The organism is Ruminococcus sp. (assembly GCF_016287535.1).
Lineage (GTDB): Bacteria > Bacillota > Clostridia > Oscillospirales > Ruminococcaceae > Ruminococcus.
In genome coordinates, this window is sequence record NZ_JAEFAJ010000005.1 from 1 (window position 1) to 16,884 (window position 16,884).

Here is a 16,884-nt window from a genome sequence, read left to right on the forward strand (position 1 = left end):
CCTCGTGTCTGCTGGTCAGCAGCGTTTACAGCTGAAGCTGCCGGTAAGCTTGCTGCTATCACAAATGCAGAAACCGCACCGCTGACTGCTCTTTTAATGTTTTTCAAACTCAAAATAATCACTCCTCGTTATAAATAATTTGTTTGTTTTTTGCCTGAATTTATTTACTTCCCTCCTTTAGTTGAAGTGGGATAAAAATCCCCCAAATTCCCGTTCTAATTTATATATTTCTCCAATAAATATACACCATTTGTAAAGATTTGTAAATATTATACAGCAAAAAGAGCAATTTATGTCAACAAGAAAGCAAAAAACGGATAGTCTATTATTCAATTTAAGCATATTTCATCATCTTTTCAGCCGTATCTTTTATCTCCAGTCCACCCTGAAAATGTGTTCTGAAAGTCCACTTATCAGCTTCACACTTTTCTTTTATTGTAAGCAGTTCCAACTTTTCGGATAACATTCCATATATAAAATTAGAGCCGAAGAAGAATTCCTCGGCTCATTTTTGTAATTTTGGGGATCAGGTCTGGTTTGCGCTTACGATGAAGAATGTAGCTGTCATGTTATTCTTGATAAGAGCGTCGATTATCATTTAGCCAGGTCATAATTGCTGGTAGCTGATGCATCGTCATCTAATGAGATAGCGCAGAGCTTCTTGTCTGCCTATACCTGATCGTCGTTATTTACAACAACAGTTGTTGCAGTAACCTTGGTAGTAGTTGTTGTAGTTGTAGTTGTGGTTGTGATAGTTGTAGTCGAAGTTATAGCCCCCGGACCTGCCTTTTTAGCAAGAGTTATAATGTCATTGTAGAATGACTTAGGCTGATAGTTGCTGAACGGAAGCGGTGAACCGCCGTTCTCATAGCATCTCCAGCTTCTCTCGTCTGTTGTTCCCGCGAGGGTCACGCAGGAGATGTTCTTAGCGTGTTTCATAGCTACCTCAAAGATCTGAGGATAAAGCTTACCGTTAGTACCGGTGCTGTTAGTGATTTCGAGTTCTGTGATCTGAATGTCAAGTCCGAGCGTTTCAAACTGCTTTACAGCTGTTTCAAACTCACTTGCCGAAGGATAACTTGAATCAAGGTGAGCCTCCATTCCGATACCGTCGATATAGTCGCCCTCCTTCATGATTGCCTTGGCCATATTTATAAGGTCGTCCGTCTTTGCGCTCATGTACTCGTTATAGTCATTGAGGTAAAGCTTACACTCCTCAGGAGCATACTCTCTTGCATACTTGAATGCGTTTACAACGAACTCTGTGTTTCCTTCGCCGTATACCTTTGCCCAGTTTGAACGGTTTGCAGGTCTCATACCACCGCCGTCGTTAACAAACAGCTCGTTGCAGACATCGTATGAATGGAGTTTGAGATCAGGATAGTTGGTCTTGATCTGTGAGAATGTATTCTTTATCATGCTCTCAAGACGCTTGTTCATACGGTCCTTGGAAACAAATCCGTCATTGTCCTTGAAGAGAGACTGAGGTGTCTGACTGTACCATACAAACGTATTACCACGAACACCGATACCGTTCTGCTCTGCGAACTCAAGGATTTTACCTGCCTGGCTTAGGCTTATATCTACTTCATCACCGTTTATGCCTGCAACGATAGAATCAGGCTTCATTTCATATTCACAGGTTACAGAGTTATAATTCTTCTTGATGAACTCCTGAGCCTGGTAGGTGCCAATTTCAAAGGAACTTACAACAGTACCGAGACGGAAGTACGGACCCATGTGGTCCTTGAAGCCGTTGCCGTCCCTTTCGTATGTGTAGTTACGGTTCTGGTGAGCTGCCACGTTCCCAGTGCTGCTTGTACTCTCATAAGTTGTAGTAACCTGAGTAGTAGTCGTGGCTGTATCAGCCTTAGTTGTAGTAACCTGAGTAGTTGTTGTGGTTGTAGCAGCCTTAGTTGTAGCTGCTGTCTGAACTGTATTAATGCCTGATGAATAGTTTTCGGGAAGTGACTTGATAAGTCCTAAGAGGTGCTTCTGGATAGCAGCTGCGTCATTTGTTGTTATACCGCCGCCAGCCTCATAAACGTCTGCATTGTACTTGCCCTGATCTGAGAGCTTATATTTGTTCGGGTTAGCGAGGGACTGCATTATAATTACAGCATCGCCCATATCAATACCGTCGTCGCAGTTAGCGTCGCCCCACTTGGAAACCTTTGATTCAAGAAGTTCCTTAAAGTCAACAGGAGCTGTTGTTGTAGCAGTAACTGTTGTGGTATTGGTAGTAGTTGTTGTGGTAGTGGTAGTCGAAGTTAAAGTTGTTGTAGTTGCAGTTACAGGAGGATCTATTTTATCAGCAAGAGCTATAATGTCATTGTAGAATGGCTTAGGCTTATAGTTACTGAACGGGAGCTGTATATTGTTGTCGTATCTCCACAAACTCTCGTCTGTTGTTCTTGAGAGGGTCACGCAGGAGATGTTCTTAGCGTGCTTCATAGCTGCCTCAAAGATCTGAGGATAAAGCTGATCGACAGGACCTGTGCTGTTTGAGATATCAAGCTCTGTGATCTGAATGTCAAGTCCGAGTGACTCAAACTGCTTTATAGCTGTTTCAAACTCGCTTGCCGAAGGATACCTTGTATCAAGATGAGCCTCCATTCCGATACCGTCAATATAATCTCCCTCTTTCATGATTGTCTTTGCAATATTTATAAGGTCATCCGTCTTTGCACTCATGTACTCGTTATAATCGCTGAGATAAAGCTTACAATCCTCAGGAGCATACTCTCTTGCATACTTGAATGCGTTTACAACGTACTCTGAGTTGCCTTCACCGTATACTCTCGTCCAGTTGGAGTTGCTTGCAGGTCTCATTCCGCCACCGTCGTTAACGAACAGCTCGCTACATACGTCATAAGAATGGAGCTGTAAGTCAGGATAATCGGACTTGATCTGAGCGAATGTGTTCTTTATCATGCTCTCAAGACGCTTGTTCATACGCTCCTTGGAAACATATTCGCGATTGTCCTGAAAGAGATAAGCAGGTGTCTGGCTGTACCATACAAACGTATAACCATGAACACCTATGCCGTTCTCCTCAGCGAACTTGAGTATTGCGCTTGCGCCGTAAAGGCTGATATCTACTTCATCACCGTTTACGCCTGCAACGATTGAATCAGGCTTCATTTCGTTTTCGCAGGTGATAGAGTTGTAGTTCTTCTTGATGAATTCCTGAGCCTGTGATTTGCCAATTTCAAAGCCGCCTACACCAGTTCCGAGACGGAAGTACGGTCCCATGTAATCCTTGAAGCCGTCACCCCCCTTTTCGTAGGTGTAGTTAAGGTTCTGGTGAGCTGCTACGCCCTCCGTGCTGCCTGCGTCCTCATGAGTTGCGTCGCCTTCGCCGCCTGCATTATCGCCGCCCATATCGCCTAAATCAAAACCGCCGATATCTTCGCGTGTCTGCTGGTCAGCAGCTTTAATAACTGTAGCTGCAGGCATACTTGCCGCGATCACCATTGCAGATATAGTACAGCTGAATACTCTTTTGATGTTTTTCAAATTCAAATAAATCACCCCTCATTACACATTTTTGTCTGATGTTTTTCTTTCTGCCTCATTTAATTGATGCGGGATTAAGCATCCCACAAATTCACGCGCTATTCAGTTTATACATAATATACAATATTTATATAGATTTGTAAAGATTATACAGTAAAAACCGCAATTTATGCTAACAAAAAAGCAAAAAACGGTTAGCATTTTATTTTGGCATATTCCATTTTACTGTTCAGTCTGAGAAAAGAATCTAAAAAGGATTTCAAAATTGGTTTGTTTATTATATTTGGTTTCAATTATTCATGATAAAGAAGCTCCGGCATTAATGTCGGAGCTTCTCTTTGTATTAATCTAAGAAACTGATTTTTCCTAAAAGGTAAAGCTGTATGTGCTGTGCATCATTAACAGTGAGACCGTCGCCGTATGCGTCTGCATATTTTAATCCTTTTTCGGTAATATGTCTTGGATCTGTTCCATTTAATCCGTATTTATTCGGATTTGCAAGCGCCTGCATTATCAGAACAGCATGAATACTTTATAAAATGTAAACCTTTCTTGTTTTGATAGTAAGCGTCAAAAGTGAATTGTATCATTATCTTTTCAAGTGAATGTTATTTCAATATAAAAAATGAGTTGGCGCAGATTATGCACCAACTCATTTTACAAGAGTATGTCTTTTCGGAGTCTATCCTAAAATTTGTGTAACCCTCTGCGTATCAGTATGCTAATATGCAGATACCCACTAAATATAAGCTATAAAGGCCGGACTTTTATAAGTCCAGCCTTTTTGTTTGTATTATAGCTTATTTCTTATTTCTGCGCTCATTGTCAGCTTCTACAGAGAACTTCCATGCCTTATTCAGACCCTTTTTGGCTCTTACACTGCTTACAGCGCAGCCGACAGCTTCGTAAAGAACTTCCGTACCGCAGCAGTCAGCGTGATAGTCAACTGCGTTTTCAGCTCTGATACCGATTGAACCAGCGGTCTCGGCTGCGTCGATATTAGCTCCGAGGAATACAAACTCCCAGCCCCTTTCCTCCTGCGCTTTTTCGATGAGCTTCTTCACGTCCTTGTGGCTGTACTTCCTGCTGGCGTTCTCCATACCGTCCGTTGTAATGACAAACAGCGTCTTTTCGGGAACATCTTCCTCACGGGCATACTTATGGATATTGGCGATATGGTGAACTGCGTCTCCCACTGCATCAAGAAGAGCCGTACAGCCTGAGGGAACATAGTCCCTGTCGGTAAGCTTGGGAATATCTTCCAGCTTCACCCTGTCATGTATCACTTTGGAATCATTGCTGAAAAATACAGTTGAGACAAGTGCTTCGCCCTCTTCTTTCTTCTGCTTTGCAATAAGTGAATTGAAGCCGCCGATAGTATCAGGTGTAAGTCCGCTCATTGAGCCGCTCTCGTCAAGGATAAATACCAGTTCAGTAAGATTCTTTTTCATAATAATACCTCCGTTTTGATGTTTTCTGCGGAAGCGCTTTTGCGTTTCCTTTACTGTAATTACAGTATACATCATCACGGAGGTATTTTGGTCGCTTCAAAGGCGACAAATCATGAACCTATTAAACTCTGGTCAAAGGCGAACAGCGCTTCGTTTATCTCATAGATATTATAATTGCTGCGTTCAATAAAATAGCGGATTATCAGGTCGAATTTCAGACTGTCCGACAGTGCAAAGCCTGCTTTTTTCAGAAGCTCTTCCGTTTCGCCGAGATCAAGTTCAAGGGCTACTGCAAAAGCCACAGCCGTCTGCTTTTTCGGCTTGTAGTTCTTGTCGCTGCGTATCTTTGAAAAGAGCTTGCGGTCGATATTGGCTTTTTTATAGGTCTCAACATCTGTCATGCCCTTTTCGTCTATGAGCCGCAGCAGAGCTTCCGAGAAAGACTCGTCATGGGTTTTCAGCAGATCTTCAAGGTCAGCGCTCGCTTCACAGCAGATATCAGCTTCCACGGGCATGATATTTGCGGAGCTTTCCTTTTTCCTGCCGAATAGTCCGAGCGGTTTAGCTGCTTCCGCGGTATGGTACATACCAAGAGCTGTTTCGCTGTCCCTGTTTCTTTTGTCGAGAGCTGCGCTTTTTTTAGCGTAGGCATCGCTGATATACTGCCTTATCTCGCCGACTATTTCTGAACTGACTTCAAATGAGTCCTTATCAAATATGACCAGCGTGATGTCCATATCGTTTTCTTCAAGAAAGCTTCTGAATTCGGAAACGGCAACGTCCAGAGCCCTGTCCTTCGGATAGCCATATATACCAGACGAAATAAGAGGGAAAGCCACGCTCTCGCAGCCGTTTTCCTTTGCAAGCGCAAGGGAGTTCCTGTAGCATAATCGCAGAAGCTCTTCCTCTCCCCTATCACCGCCATGCCATGCGGGACCCACGGTATGTATGATATATTTGCAGTCAAGTGCATATCCCTTTGTAAGCTTTGCATCACCTGTTTTACAGCCGCCGAGAGTCCTGCATTCCTCCAGCAGCTGCGGACCTGCCGCATGATGTATAGCACCGTCAACTCCGCCTCCGCCCAGCAATGATGAATTTGCAGCATTGACGATAGCGTCGGCTTTGACTTTAGTTATATCGTTCCTGATTATCCTGAAAGGCATACAAGTAACCTCCCTTTAACTTTGATTTATCAAATTATACCATACCTGGCGCAGATTATCAATACTTATGTAATATTATATAAAACAGCTCCTGTCTGTATTGGGACAGGAGTCGTTTTCATTTGTTGCAAATAAAACAAAAAATGAACTGTCACAAAATCTGCACCAGTTCATTTTAGTTGAGTATGATAATTCCTAAAACTATTTCTTACTTCCGGTTAATTCCATATTGCAAAAGAATGAGTTATAACGTGTTAGTGAACGGCATTTATTCAAGAAAATCACTTACGTAAAAATAGCGTTTTTTCTCAATTGAATCCTGTTTCTTTCTCTTCCTGAAAAATAAGATCTTGCAAATTAAAGAAGAAACCATTACATTAAACACCAGAGGGACGAATATGCAGGCCAATATGATCATTACAATTATACCTATAATTTCAGAATCGATTTCTGTTTCAAAAAGGTAAGGTTTAAAATACAGGAATACCGCAGCAAATTCTGCCAGCTGTAGGATAAGATATATTATTTTATACAAGCGATGATACAATGGATTGTCAGGAAGGCTGTCAGCACACATTTTTCCGGTCTGACCATTCATTGCAATAGTATAATTTGCTTTTTCATACGTAATATTCAAAAGCCATACGGGAACAAGATAATATGTCAGTTCCCTGTTGTGAATCATCTTTTTTATATCAGCTGTTTCAAGGTCAGAAGTTCCGCTTTCAGATTTGAGCTTATTCACAGGGCAGGCTACCTTTATTCTGTAATCCGCATCTCTCATTGCGTTTTCAGCACCGATAGTATATCTGCTTGCATAAAAGCCCGTAAGATATGATTCATTGAAATCATCTGCCTCGTTGAAATTGAAAGGCCACATGGAATAAAAAACATTCCATCCCATATTTTTGTCATTTGCAAGTATCGGATAATCCCTGACAGTTATAGAAGAATTTAATTTTGAATCAACAACTGATTCGCAGGTACAGCTGTAGCCCCAGACAGGTATATAGCAACCCGTTATGTTAGCCAATGCGTTTTTACTCTTGAAATACTTAGGAACATTTTTTATATCGGAAATATATTCCGTGTATTTATCCGCAAATTCCTTTTTAGATATATTGAACGGTATTACTTTATCAGGGCGTATATCTCCTTTAAAATCGGAAGATATTATAACATCATGGCTGCAGAAAGGACATTTTGCCGTTCCTGTCGAAGATGCGGTTATTATTTTTCCGCCGCATGAAGGACAGTCAAATTCTTCGATCTTATCATTCACATAGGGTTCCCATACCGCTTTTGATCTTTTTATCCAGTCAAAATCAGAACTTTTTTCATCAGTTCCTTCATTGAAATGAGAGCGAATATACTCGATATCGTATGTGTTTTTGCAGAATCTGCATGACATACTTTTTCTGTCGATATCATAATACATGGGAGCTCCGCATGACGGACATTTAAATTCTTTTACATCTGACATTCTATTCACCTGTATTTCCGGTCTGAAAAAAATTGTTATTTCCCTTCTGATATGGTTTGATTTTGTTGTTTTATCCGCTTACTCAGCGTCGTCCCATCCATCGAGATATTCTTCTAATTCATCGTCCTCAACTTCACCGTCCAAGAAGTCTGCAATGATACATTCGAGAAGAGTTGTGATATCATCGTATTCTTCTTCATCGCCGTGATCATTTGCTATTATCTTGTTAGTGTCAAGGTCAAGGAGAACAAGCTCGCCGTCGCCGATCATATCGCCAAGAAACATATAATTCTTTGTATTATCCCATTCGGGATCAGGCATTTTCTCAATCTGGTCAAGTGTGCTGATCTCAAGATTTGAAGGACTAAGGTAAAAACCGTTTGTAAACTTGAATAAGTCCCTTAATTCATCGGTAAGCTTGATATTTGTACGCTTTTCAAATCTATCTATTTCTTCTTCTGAAACAGGAGCGAACAGCCGGAGTTCAACGTCGTCGGGATAATTCTTTGCCAGATGAACAAGAAGCTTCATTTCTTCGTAAAACTCCGCATTCTTCGGAATTACCGCATTGTTTATATCCTGTCTTACGGGTGGAATGTAATTTTCTGACATGATCGTTACCTCACTTTATTTGTTACGGATTTTGTGAGTTTGTATCAATAGCAATCGTAGTTGCAGACAACTCTGGGCTGTATAATTTATTATAATTATATAGTATGCTCCGTGAATTGTCAATTGATGAATGGTATTATGCAGAGAATATGCCTCCTGCAATATCAGCGAATAGCTGATCTCGTTCGAATCAGCCGTGAGTGCCGCTTCTTCTATTTTGTGTTGTACCTCGAACTGCTCTTTCATTATGGTGTTCAACGCCTGAAGCTGCTTTACGGAATCAAGGCTCATGTGTTTTTCGTAGTTGTCAAGGCTTATCCCTTCCCATGGGTTCAACACGAGTTTATTTCATTTGACAGTGTATTTATCTTGCGGTAAAAAACTGAACCTTTCTTATTTGTTCAGCTCTCAGTTCCCAGAATGTAGCTTGTACGTATCTTCCTTTAATTTCAAAGCCGTTAGCGAAAGGCTCTATGTCAAAAATACGCTGCCATGATATGAGCTTTACCTCTTGTTTTTTATTATCAGGCAGGCTCTCAAACCATGAAATATCCTTGTCAAATGCCGCTTCATCTGTTGCACCGCTTAAATACCAGTCGTTAATCACAAAATGCCATGCCTCTTCGTCGGATAAAACAACTTCATTATCGGGAATATCTATCTCAAGGCAGACCATTCGCTTGCCTCTTCTGACCAAGCCAGTCTTTCTAAGGTCAGGCTTTTTTCTGCTTGAGTCATGGATATACCATGCCCATACAGGATACTCGACATCTTTGGACGGTTTGCCTATTCTTTTTTTCATTTCATTTGCAAGCCAGTTATAGTCTTTTTGAGCTTCAAACATAAATACGTCGCCTTTAATCAGCGTCAAAACTATAATAACCGTCTTCAATTATCTGAGCATATAGTTCAGCAGGTTGTATTGTCCATAGAATCATAATATATAAGAGCTATCCGCTGCTCCTTTCTGATAGTTTCCATAATTATACCATATTTGGCAAGCTATTTCAATTAAGTGTCATGATATAATCCAGGTAAAGTCAGAACAGGAACGGTAGGAAACTATATGCAGAATTCGGCAAATAAGAGAAACAGGCTATTATCACTGGCTCAGGAATCAAGGTAAACCCGGTGCAAGCCGATCTGCAAGTAAAAAAATTCTGGTGAACCAGTCATAAAATACTTGACATTGTTGAAAAAACGTGATATTATGAGATTTAGGGATTATATTACATATTGTGCTGCACAGGTTGGGGGGACTGTTTGTTATGTTGTAGCAAATGATATAACAGTGGCATATGTAAAAAATATGCTTAATGATACGCTCTTGAGATTATTATATCCCAGGGGCGTATTTTGATTTTTTTGAAAGGAGGAAAAAATGAAAAAACTGATAATTTTATTTGTTGCAATTATCACGGCTGTGGTATGTCTCGGATCATGCGCCATAACAGCAACGCAAGGCAAGAAACAAGCAGTTCTCAATCACTGGTAATAAGAGCTTGCGGCAGAGTGACTTCCCGCAAACACTGAAGAGCTGATGTATACTTTAAGTGAGGACTTGGTAGAGTTCTGACATAATTTTCGTGAATAAAGGAATACTTCAACTCAGATCAGTTGAAAGAATTTGCTGTTAAATATGCTAAATGACTTTATGAGCATGAATTAGATGGTGTGCATAGAATTAATATAATAAAGGATTATGATGTTACCAAGATAACATATGGCGAAATCGCGGATATATATGATACTGATTCTTATTTGGAATTTTATGATTTTTCGTTTTACTCTTTCAAAAACTTATTACATGGTGAACATTTAGATGGAAATCGTGCACAAATGAATATTCTATTGAAGAATATTTTTCTTAATAAAACCGATTAAATTTAAGGAGAAAATAAAAATGGTTTTAAATGGTAAATATGTAGAAAAGCTCACTGATGAAGAGCTTTGTATGATCGAGCAGCTTACATATCTTGATGAAATGGTAGCTGAAAAGGCAGGAATTAATGATTCTTTTTCAAAAGTAAACAGTCAGCATAATGGAAAAACTATTTCAGAAATCCTTAGTATTTTTGATGACGCAGCTATTGTTCGGTTAATGGCATATCACGAATCAATATGCGATGCGGAAATAAGCGGCGTGGAATGGGCGAAGATAATTAATTATCTTAAAGACCCTAACCACAGGATATCACACCTTGTTCTCCGTGATGTTATGGAGAACCATAACTTATACAGGGCTGCATACTTTGACTCAGAAAAAGGTAAATATGTTGATATCGGACAGTACAGAGAAGGGCACCCTTATGAGGAAATAAAAGAAGAAAATCTGGTAAGGATTCCCCTCGCGCTGACTTTTACTGATGATTCAAATACTGCCGATTCAAATAAAGAAGCGATCATAGTTTACAAAGGCACCACCGGTCCTGATGAATGGGCTGATAATGTTGAAGCTGCGTCCGCTGTGTCGACCGACTCGCAGGAACGAGCTTTGTCCTATGCTAAAAGGATCGACAATCTCTTTGGCAGTAATATCACAGTTGTAGGCCATGCAAACGGCGGAAACAAGGCAATGTATGCAACAATTTTCTGCAATGATATCAAACGCTGTGTAAGCTTTGACGGTCAAGGCTTTTCCAAGGAGTTTATAAATGATCATCGTGAGGAGATCGAGAAACGCTCAAAGCTGATCATTAACTATTCTCTGGAAACTGATGTTTATCACGGGCTTCTTAATCAGCTTCCGGGTGCAAAACAGATCTATACCAAAGGATACGGTATAGGTGAAATGGCAGAAAATATGGCGCCCAATAGCTTCTTTTCACAAGATAATGAGGATTATTATAAGCTGGTAACAGGTGCAAATTCTGATTTGTACCAATTTTTACATTTCTCTATTTCTCAGGATGATGATTTTGATGAAAGAACCGATAAATCGATCAATAGTATTGAAGTTGCAAAGGTTCTGTATGATATGTATCCTAAGGGCAAAGGCTCATTCGATGAGTATTGCAGCGAAAATTGTTATAGTATAGAAAAGTTCGATAATTACAACATAAATGACATCATAATCCCAGGATTAGAGAAGTTATATTATACATACAATGATTACTTTGACGATTTTATTGAGTTCCTTGATGGAATATCAAACCAGAATTTTAAAAGCTGTCAAAAATATCAGGATAAACTTTATAATCTCAAGGATGAAGACGGTAACTATATTAATTTTGAGCCTGATATACTTAAAGTTTATACAGATCTTATATGTGCTGAAGACGTTACCAGAGGTTATGAAGGTGTTGCTTTTCACGCAAAGATCGCTGACTGGCTGTGTAACCACATTACTGAATGGGAACACAGAGGATCATATAAAAATAAAGACTGGGAAGAGAAAAAAAAGGTCTTAAATAAAAATGCAGGGCTTTTAAATTCTCTTAGTAACTGGTGCAGTCAATACATTACAAACGATCTTATAGGTACCGCTTTATGTTGTGGAAGAGATTCAACTGCAGAGCTGTTTTCTTTAATGTATGAGAAATATGGTGACGAATTCTATGACTTTATAAGACCTTATACAAAATTTGAATACAATGATGATAATTATATACCGGCATTTGCCTCTGTCAAAGAAAAAGCTTCAATAACAAAGGTTAAGGGGTTATCGGATTATTTAGTTAACGCTTGTAAAAAAGACAAAAAACTTAATAATTTCCTTGCATACTTTATGGAAAACGGTTTTGTTGACGAAAATAATGATGGAAAGCTTAAGGAATCCATATTTGGAATCCATTTAAACCTTGATTATAATAAAATCGTTGAAAATTTAATCGATATGTACCCGGATATTTCAACGGATGAAGTAAGAAAAGCCCATTTAGCCTTGGAGGTTATGAAATCTACAGAAGATATAAAAAATGAAGAAGTAAGAACACAAGCTATTATGTTTTCAATTCTTCAGAACCGCGATTATTTTAAACCCATAACAGATATTGGTATAGATAATATAACAGAATTAGGAGAAAACATTTTTATATCTTCTTTTGAAAATGAAATATTAACGGATCATTTTAATGAATTAGCAAACCTTATCGGACATATAGCCTTCTATGCAAAAACGCATGACCTTACCCTAACGGACATATATAATTTTACGAGTGATCTGATGCACCATGGCATTAATTTTGATATGATCATGAATGTTGTAACAATTGGCGTATTGGGTGGAATAGTTTTTACTGTTGATAAGCTGGTTTTAGGAGGAGCAATTTCTAAAGCAGTATTTGATAATGCATTAGAACTGATTTGTAACTTAAAAATTGCAAGTGATGACATATATTATACATTGCTGAAAGAAAGCTTTGATGATCCGATAATCAAGGATATTGCTATGTTTGCAAACAGAAATCCGCTTATTCGCGATGATTTGAAAGCATATAAAAACAATAATATACTTGGATCAAGTAATGATGAAATAGTAAGAGAGTATTTGTGGAATAATTCTCATGGTGATATAAAAGATATTTCTGACGATGTAGGAACAAAATTAAGAGAATATAATGAGTATAAGTCTTTTATAACAGATGTTTTAGCCCGTCATGGCTATCATCTTGTTTTAGGAAATAAGTACGGCGAGTTTATCTCATATGATCATAATACAAACAAGGATCTCTATTTTGGTTATGCTTCTGGAGCTGATGAAATAAATTCCAATGATGATAGAAAGGTTATTATCCTTGGCGGAACAGGCGACGATACTATATACTTCACAGGCTCAAAACTGCGCGACGATATCTCTCTTTCACAGGTCTGGGGCGGTATGGGAGATGATACCATAACTCTTATTGATGAAAATGCAGTTGTTCACGGTGACTACAAAAAGGAAGATATAGGAGGTGACGATACCGTTTACGGCAGCAAAGGCGATGACAGGATCTACGGAGACGGCGGTTGGGATTCCCTGTATGGAAACGCCGGAGACGATAAATTGTATGGAAACGGCGATAACGACACCTTATCCGGAGGAACCGGAAGAGATGAGATGTACGGCGAGCTTGGCAACGACACATATAAGTTTTACAAGCTGGACGGTCATGATTACATTAAGGATTCATCAGGTCATAATCTGATCAATTTTGCTGATACAGATATTTCAAACATATCAATAGAAATCTCTAAAGGCTCTGTACATAATCTCGTATTTACTGTTAAATCAACAGGTTCGACTTTGACTATCCGTGATTATGATAAAACTTCTGCAAATTTTGCAATCAATTTCGGTGATCAGAACGAGATATACTCTGCTGAAAAATCCAAAGACGGCAAATACTCGCTGAAAAAGATGAAGGGAACCAAAGATAGCTGGCTTGGTGTTCGCAGTTCTGCTTCAAGTTACATTACTTCCTATAAAGGAGATATCGTAGGTAAGGCTGTTAAAGAGCATGAAGAAGCTACCAAAGCACAGCCGCCTCGTGATCCGCTCATAATCAATTTCAGCAATGATGAGGATAATAACGGACTTGTCGGAATAGAGAACGGTGTATATTTTGATCTTGATAATAATGGTGTAGCAGAGAAAACTGCCTGGATAGATTCAAATAAAGGCTTCCTGGCTCTTGACAGGGACGGTGACGGAAAGATCACGAACGGCGGAGAGCTCTTCGGCGATCAGGTAACGCTGGCAAGCGGAGAAACCTCCACATCTGGATTTGAAGCACTTGCAGAGCTTGATGATAATGTTGATGAAGCAACAGGAGCTGTCGGTGACGGAGTGATCGACAAGAACGACAGTCTGTTTGATCAGCTCAGAGTCTGGATAGATGAAAAGCGCAATGGTGTATCAGAGGAAGGTGAACTGAAGACTCTCTCTGAGCTTGGTATAGCTTCGATAAGCTTGAATACTGAAAACAAAGGCTTTGTTGATACTGATACCAAAACCTCGATAACCGAAACAACTGAAGTCAGACTTAATAACGGTAAAACTCTTGATATAAGCGAGCACTGGTTTGAGGTACATACTTTTGATACTCAGGAGGTCAATGTAAACGGTGAAAGCATTAACAGCGCGTTTACATTCGGCAATCTTCCAAGTATTGAAAGATTCATAGATGACAGCGAAACAAACGAGGCAAAGCAATTATATGATCGCTTTATCAATTCGGGCGACTATGTTGAAAAAAGGATTCTTGCCAAAAAGATACTTTATGTATTATCGGGAGCAGACAAGATAGATGCTGCTTCAAGAGGAAGCAATATAGATGCCCGTGATCTTCATGTTATTGAAACTATAATGGGAATAACTTCATTTGTAGGAGTTGACGGCGCAAATCCCAATTCAAAAGCAGCATCGATCCTTAATGAGCTGAGTAATGAATTTGAAGAATATTACTTCAATTTGCTCAACTCCGGCACATCAGCTTTTTCGTATGTTGATCTCCTTGATGAGATTACGGATGAAGACGGTAATAGCATACTGGATACATCAGGTTTGGATGAAGCATTGTATGATTCATTTGCAAATGATAAGGAAAAAAACGATATCATAAGCAGCATATGCTCTTACTTAAAGCTTTATGATGACAAAAACGGTACGGAATATTTAACTGCATTCAAAGAAAAGTATTCTGAAAATACCGCCGATTTTGAAATAATGTCAGGTGTAAGGATCATCCTGGGTAACGAAAATGATAATGTTTTAAGCGGAACAGCTAAAAATGAGATCCTTGACGGCGGAGCAGGAAACGATACTCTTAACGGAGGAAACGGAGATGATACATATATCTATGGCAAGGGCTATGGAAATGATGTCATAACCGATAATAACGGAAAGAACAGAATAAAGTTGGTAGGATTAAAGCCTGAGGATATGTATGTAAGGTATACCGTAGGAAATAAAGAAGCGATCCTTACAATAGCCGAAACAGGTGAAACGCTGACGATCAGTTCGTTCAATAACGGATATTACAGAAACTTCACGCTTGAATTCGATGACGGAAAGGTACTGGCACTGAACGAAGCAGGAAGTCCGTTCCTTAATGTAATGGGAACAGACGGAGAAGATAAAATATCGCCGTTCTATGAAAATAGTATAACCTACGGACTGGAAGGTGATGATACTCTCAACGGAACAGGCGGAGCAGATATACTTGACGGCGGAGCCGGAAACGATCAGCTGTACGGAGCTAACGGAGATGATACATATATCTATGGCAAGGGCTATGGAAATGATGTCATAACCGACAATAACGGAAAGAACAGAATAAAGTTGGTAGGATTAAAGCCTGAGGATATGTATGTAAGGTATACCGTAGGAAATAAAGAAGCGATCCTTACAATAGCCGAAACAGGTGAAACGCTGACGATCACCTCATTCAACAACGGATATTACAGGAACTTTACGCTTGAATTCGATGACGGAAAAGTTCTGGCACATATCAACTACGATACAGCAGAAATCGTTGTTGACGTTGATGAAACCGAAGCAGCAGTAACAGTTGAGCAGACAAATGCTGAATATCTCAGCGCCCTTTATACAGATGATGTATTCACGGGCGAGCTCACAGCTGACTGCGCTGTTATCGCAGAGGTAACGGACAGCGTAAGCATCGGAGACAAAAGCAATGAAATTGCTGATATGGCAAATATCCAGGCAATGATACTTGCAGAAAATATGTCGGCATTCAGCAACGAAAGCCAGATATCCAGCGGTATAAATATCAGTGATATCATATCAGATTCTTCAGCACTTGACCAGCTCCTTATAAACTCATCTATGCAGTAAGAAGGTTTTATATTAATATGAAATCAACCTAAATTAAGATTATCAGTTTAAAGAAAGACATATTATTATTTAAAATCAACTCATCAAAACCTTCCGTTGAACGGTAATGTCATTAATCTAACCGAATACGTGAAAAATCAGGAGTATGTTTGGGATAAGCTGACATACTCCTGATACATTTTATCTGAAAAAGATATTGACTTACTTTTAAAATTATGATACCTGTAATTGAAGCAATGGCAGAATGGTAAGGAGTTTTTCTATCAGCAACACTACCATATCTGACAGGACACTTATTTTTTGCTGTCAGCTCTTCCAAAATTGAAGGATTTGCGTAAGCAGGGCAATAGTCCTTTGCCGTCATCGGGCTTTTTGAAGTGAAGAACCGAAATAATAGCGTCTCCTGCTCTTGTCTGAGCCTGATTGAACACATGACAGCAGATAGAAGTCATCGTTTATTGCGATATTATTCGTTTACACAGAATTTGTGATCGACTATGCAGACCTTGCAATTTCATTCCTTCAGTGATATAATATAAGAAATATCTTTATTTGATAAGTCTGATTTCTTACACTTTCAAAAAGTCATCAGTTTCAAATCCGACCACATTGTATTCGTAATCTGGGATGTAATTTTAATTCATTAATCACGGTTTACTTTTTTATGCCTACATTCTTATCAGCAGTCACAGCTTGCTTCAGATTCTCACAGAAGATCCCGTAAACAGCAATTCAGAAGTATTGTACATCTACTTTTAAAAATTGATTCTGTATCCCGGTATAATTATATCGACTTATAACTCCCCCATTCACTGTCATCACAATATCCGGATATGTAATCCTGCGGAAATAGATCCATAATGAGCAATGACA

7 protein-coding genes are annotated in these 16,884 nt (G+C 39.3%); 1 reads left to right on the forward strand and 6 read right to left on the reverse strand.

Features of this window, described 5'->3' with window-relative positions; translation table 11 throughout:
• Window positions 1-669 precede the first annotated feature (669 nt).
• The 6 genes from QZZ36_RS03645 to QZZ36_RS03675 form a co-directional block, all read right to left on the reverse strand.
• The gene (locus QZZ36_RS03645; RefSeq protein WP_295076884.1) at window positions 670-3,525 is read right to left on the reverse strand and encodes an endo-1,4-beta-xylanase; all 2,856 of its coding nucleotides are present in this window, start codon (window positions 3,523-3,525) and stop codon (window positions 670-672) included.
• Between the two features lie 794 nt (window positions 3,526-4,319).
• Window positions 4,320-4,970, reverse strand: coding sequence for a vWA domain-containing protein (locus QZZ36_RS03650; protein WP_295076886.1), 651 nt, complete (start codon window positions 4,968-4,970; stop codon window positions 4,320-4,322).
• A gap of 110 nt (window positions 4,971-5,080) precedes the next feature.
• On the reverse strand, window positions 5,081-6,136 hold the full coding sequence (locus QZZ36_RS03655; RefSeq protein ID WP_295076889.1) for an O-acetyl-ADP-ribose deacetylase: 1,056 nt from the start codon (window positions 6,134-6,136) through the stop codon (window positions 5,081-5,083).
• A 268-nt stretch (window positions 6,137-6,404) separates the two neighbouring features.
• Window positions 6,405-7,619 carry a hypothetical protein gene (locus QZZ36_RS03660; RefSeq protein WP_295076891.1) on the reverse strand — a complete coding sequence of 405 codons (1,215 nt, stop codon included), beginning with the start codon at window positions 7,617-7,619 and terminating at the stop codon, window positions 6,405-6,407.
• A gap of 78 nt (window positions 7,620-7,697) precedes the next feature.
• A complete protein-coding gene (locus tag QZZ36_RS03665; RefSeq protein ID WP_295076894.1) occupies window positions 7,698-8,231 on the reverse strand; it encodes an SMI1/KNR4 family protein in 534 nt (177 codons plus the stop codon).
• A 364-nt stretch (window positions 8,232-8,595) separates the two neighbouring features.
• Window positions 8,596-9,075 carry a DUF3841 domain-containing protein gene (locus tag QZZ36_RS03675; RefSeq protein WP_295076896.1) on the reverse strand — a complete coding sequence of 160 codons (480 nt, stop codon included), beginning with the start codon at window positions 9,073-9,075 and terminating at the stop codon, window positions 8,596-8,598.
• Between the two features lie 1,140 nt (window positions 9,076-10,215).
• On the opposite strand from QZZ36_RS03675, the gene QZZ36_RS03680 reads away from it, so the two are divergent.
• Complete coding sequence (locus QZZ36_RS03680; protein ID WP_295076899.1) at window positions 10,216-16,011, forward strand: Mbeg1-like protein; 5,796 nt, start codon at window positions 10,216-10,218, stop codon at window positions 16,009-16,011.
• Window positions 16,012-16,884: the final 873 nt, after the last annotated feature.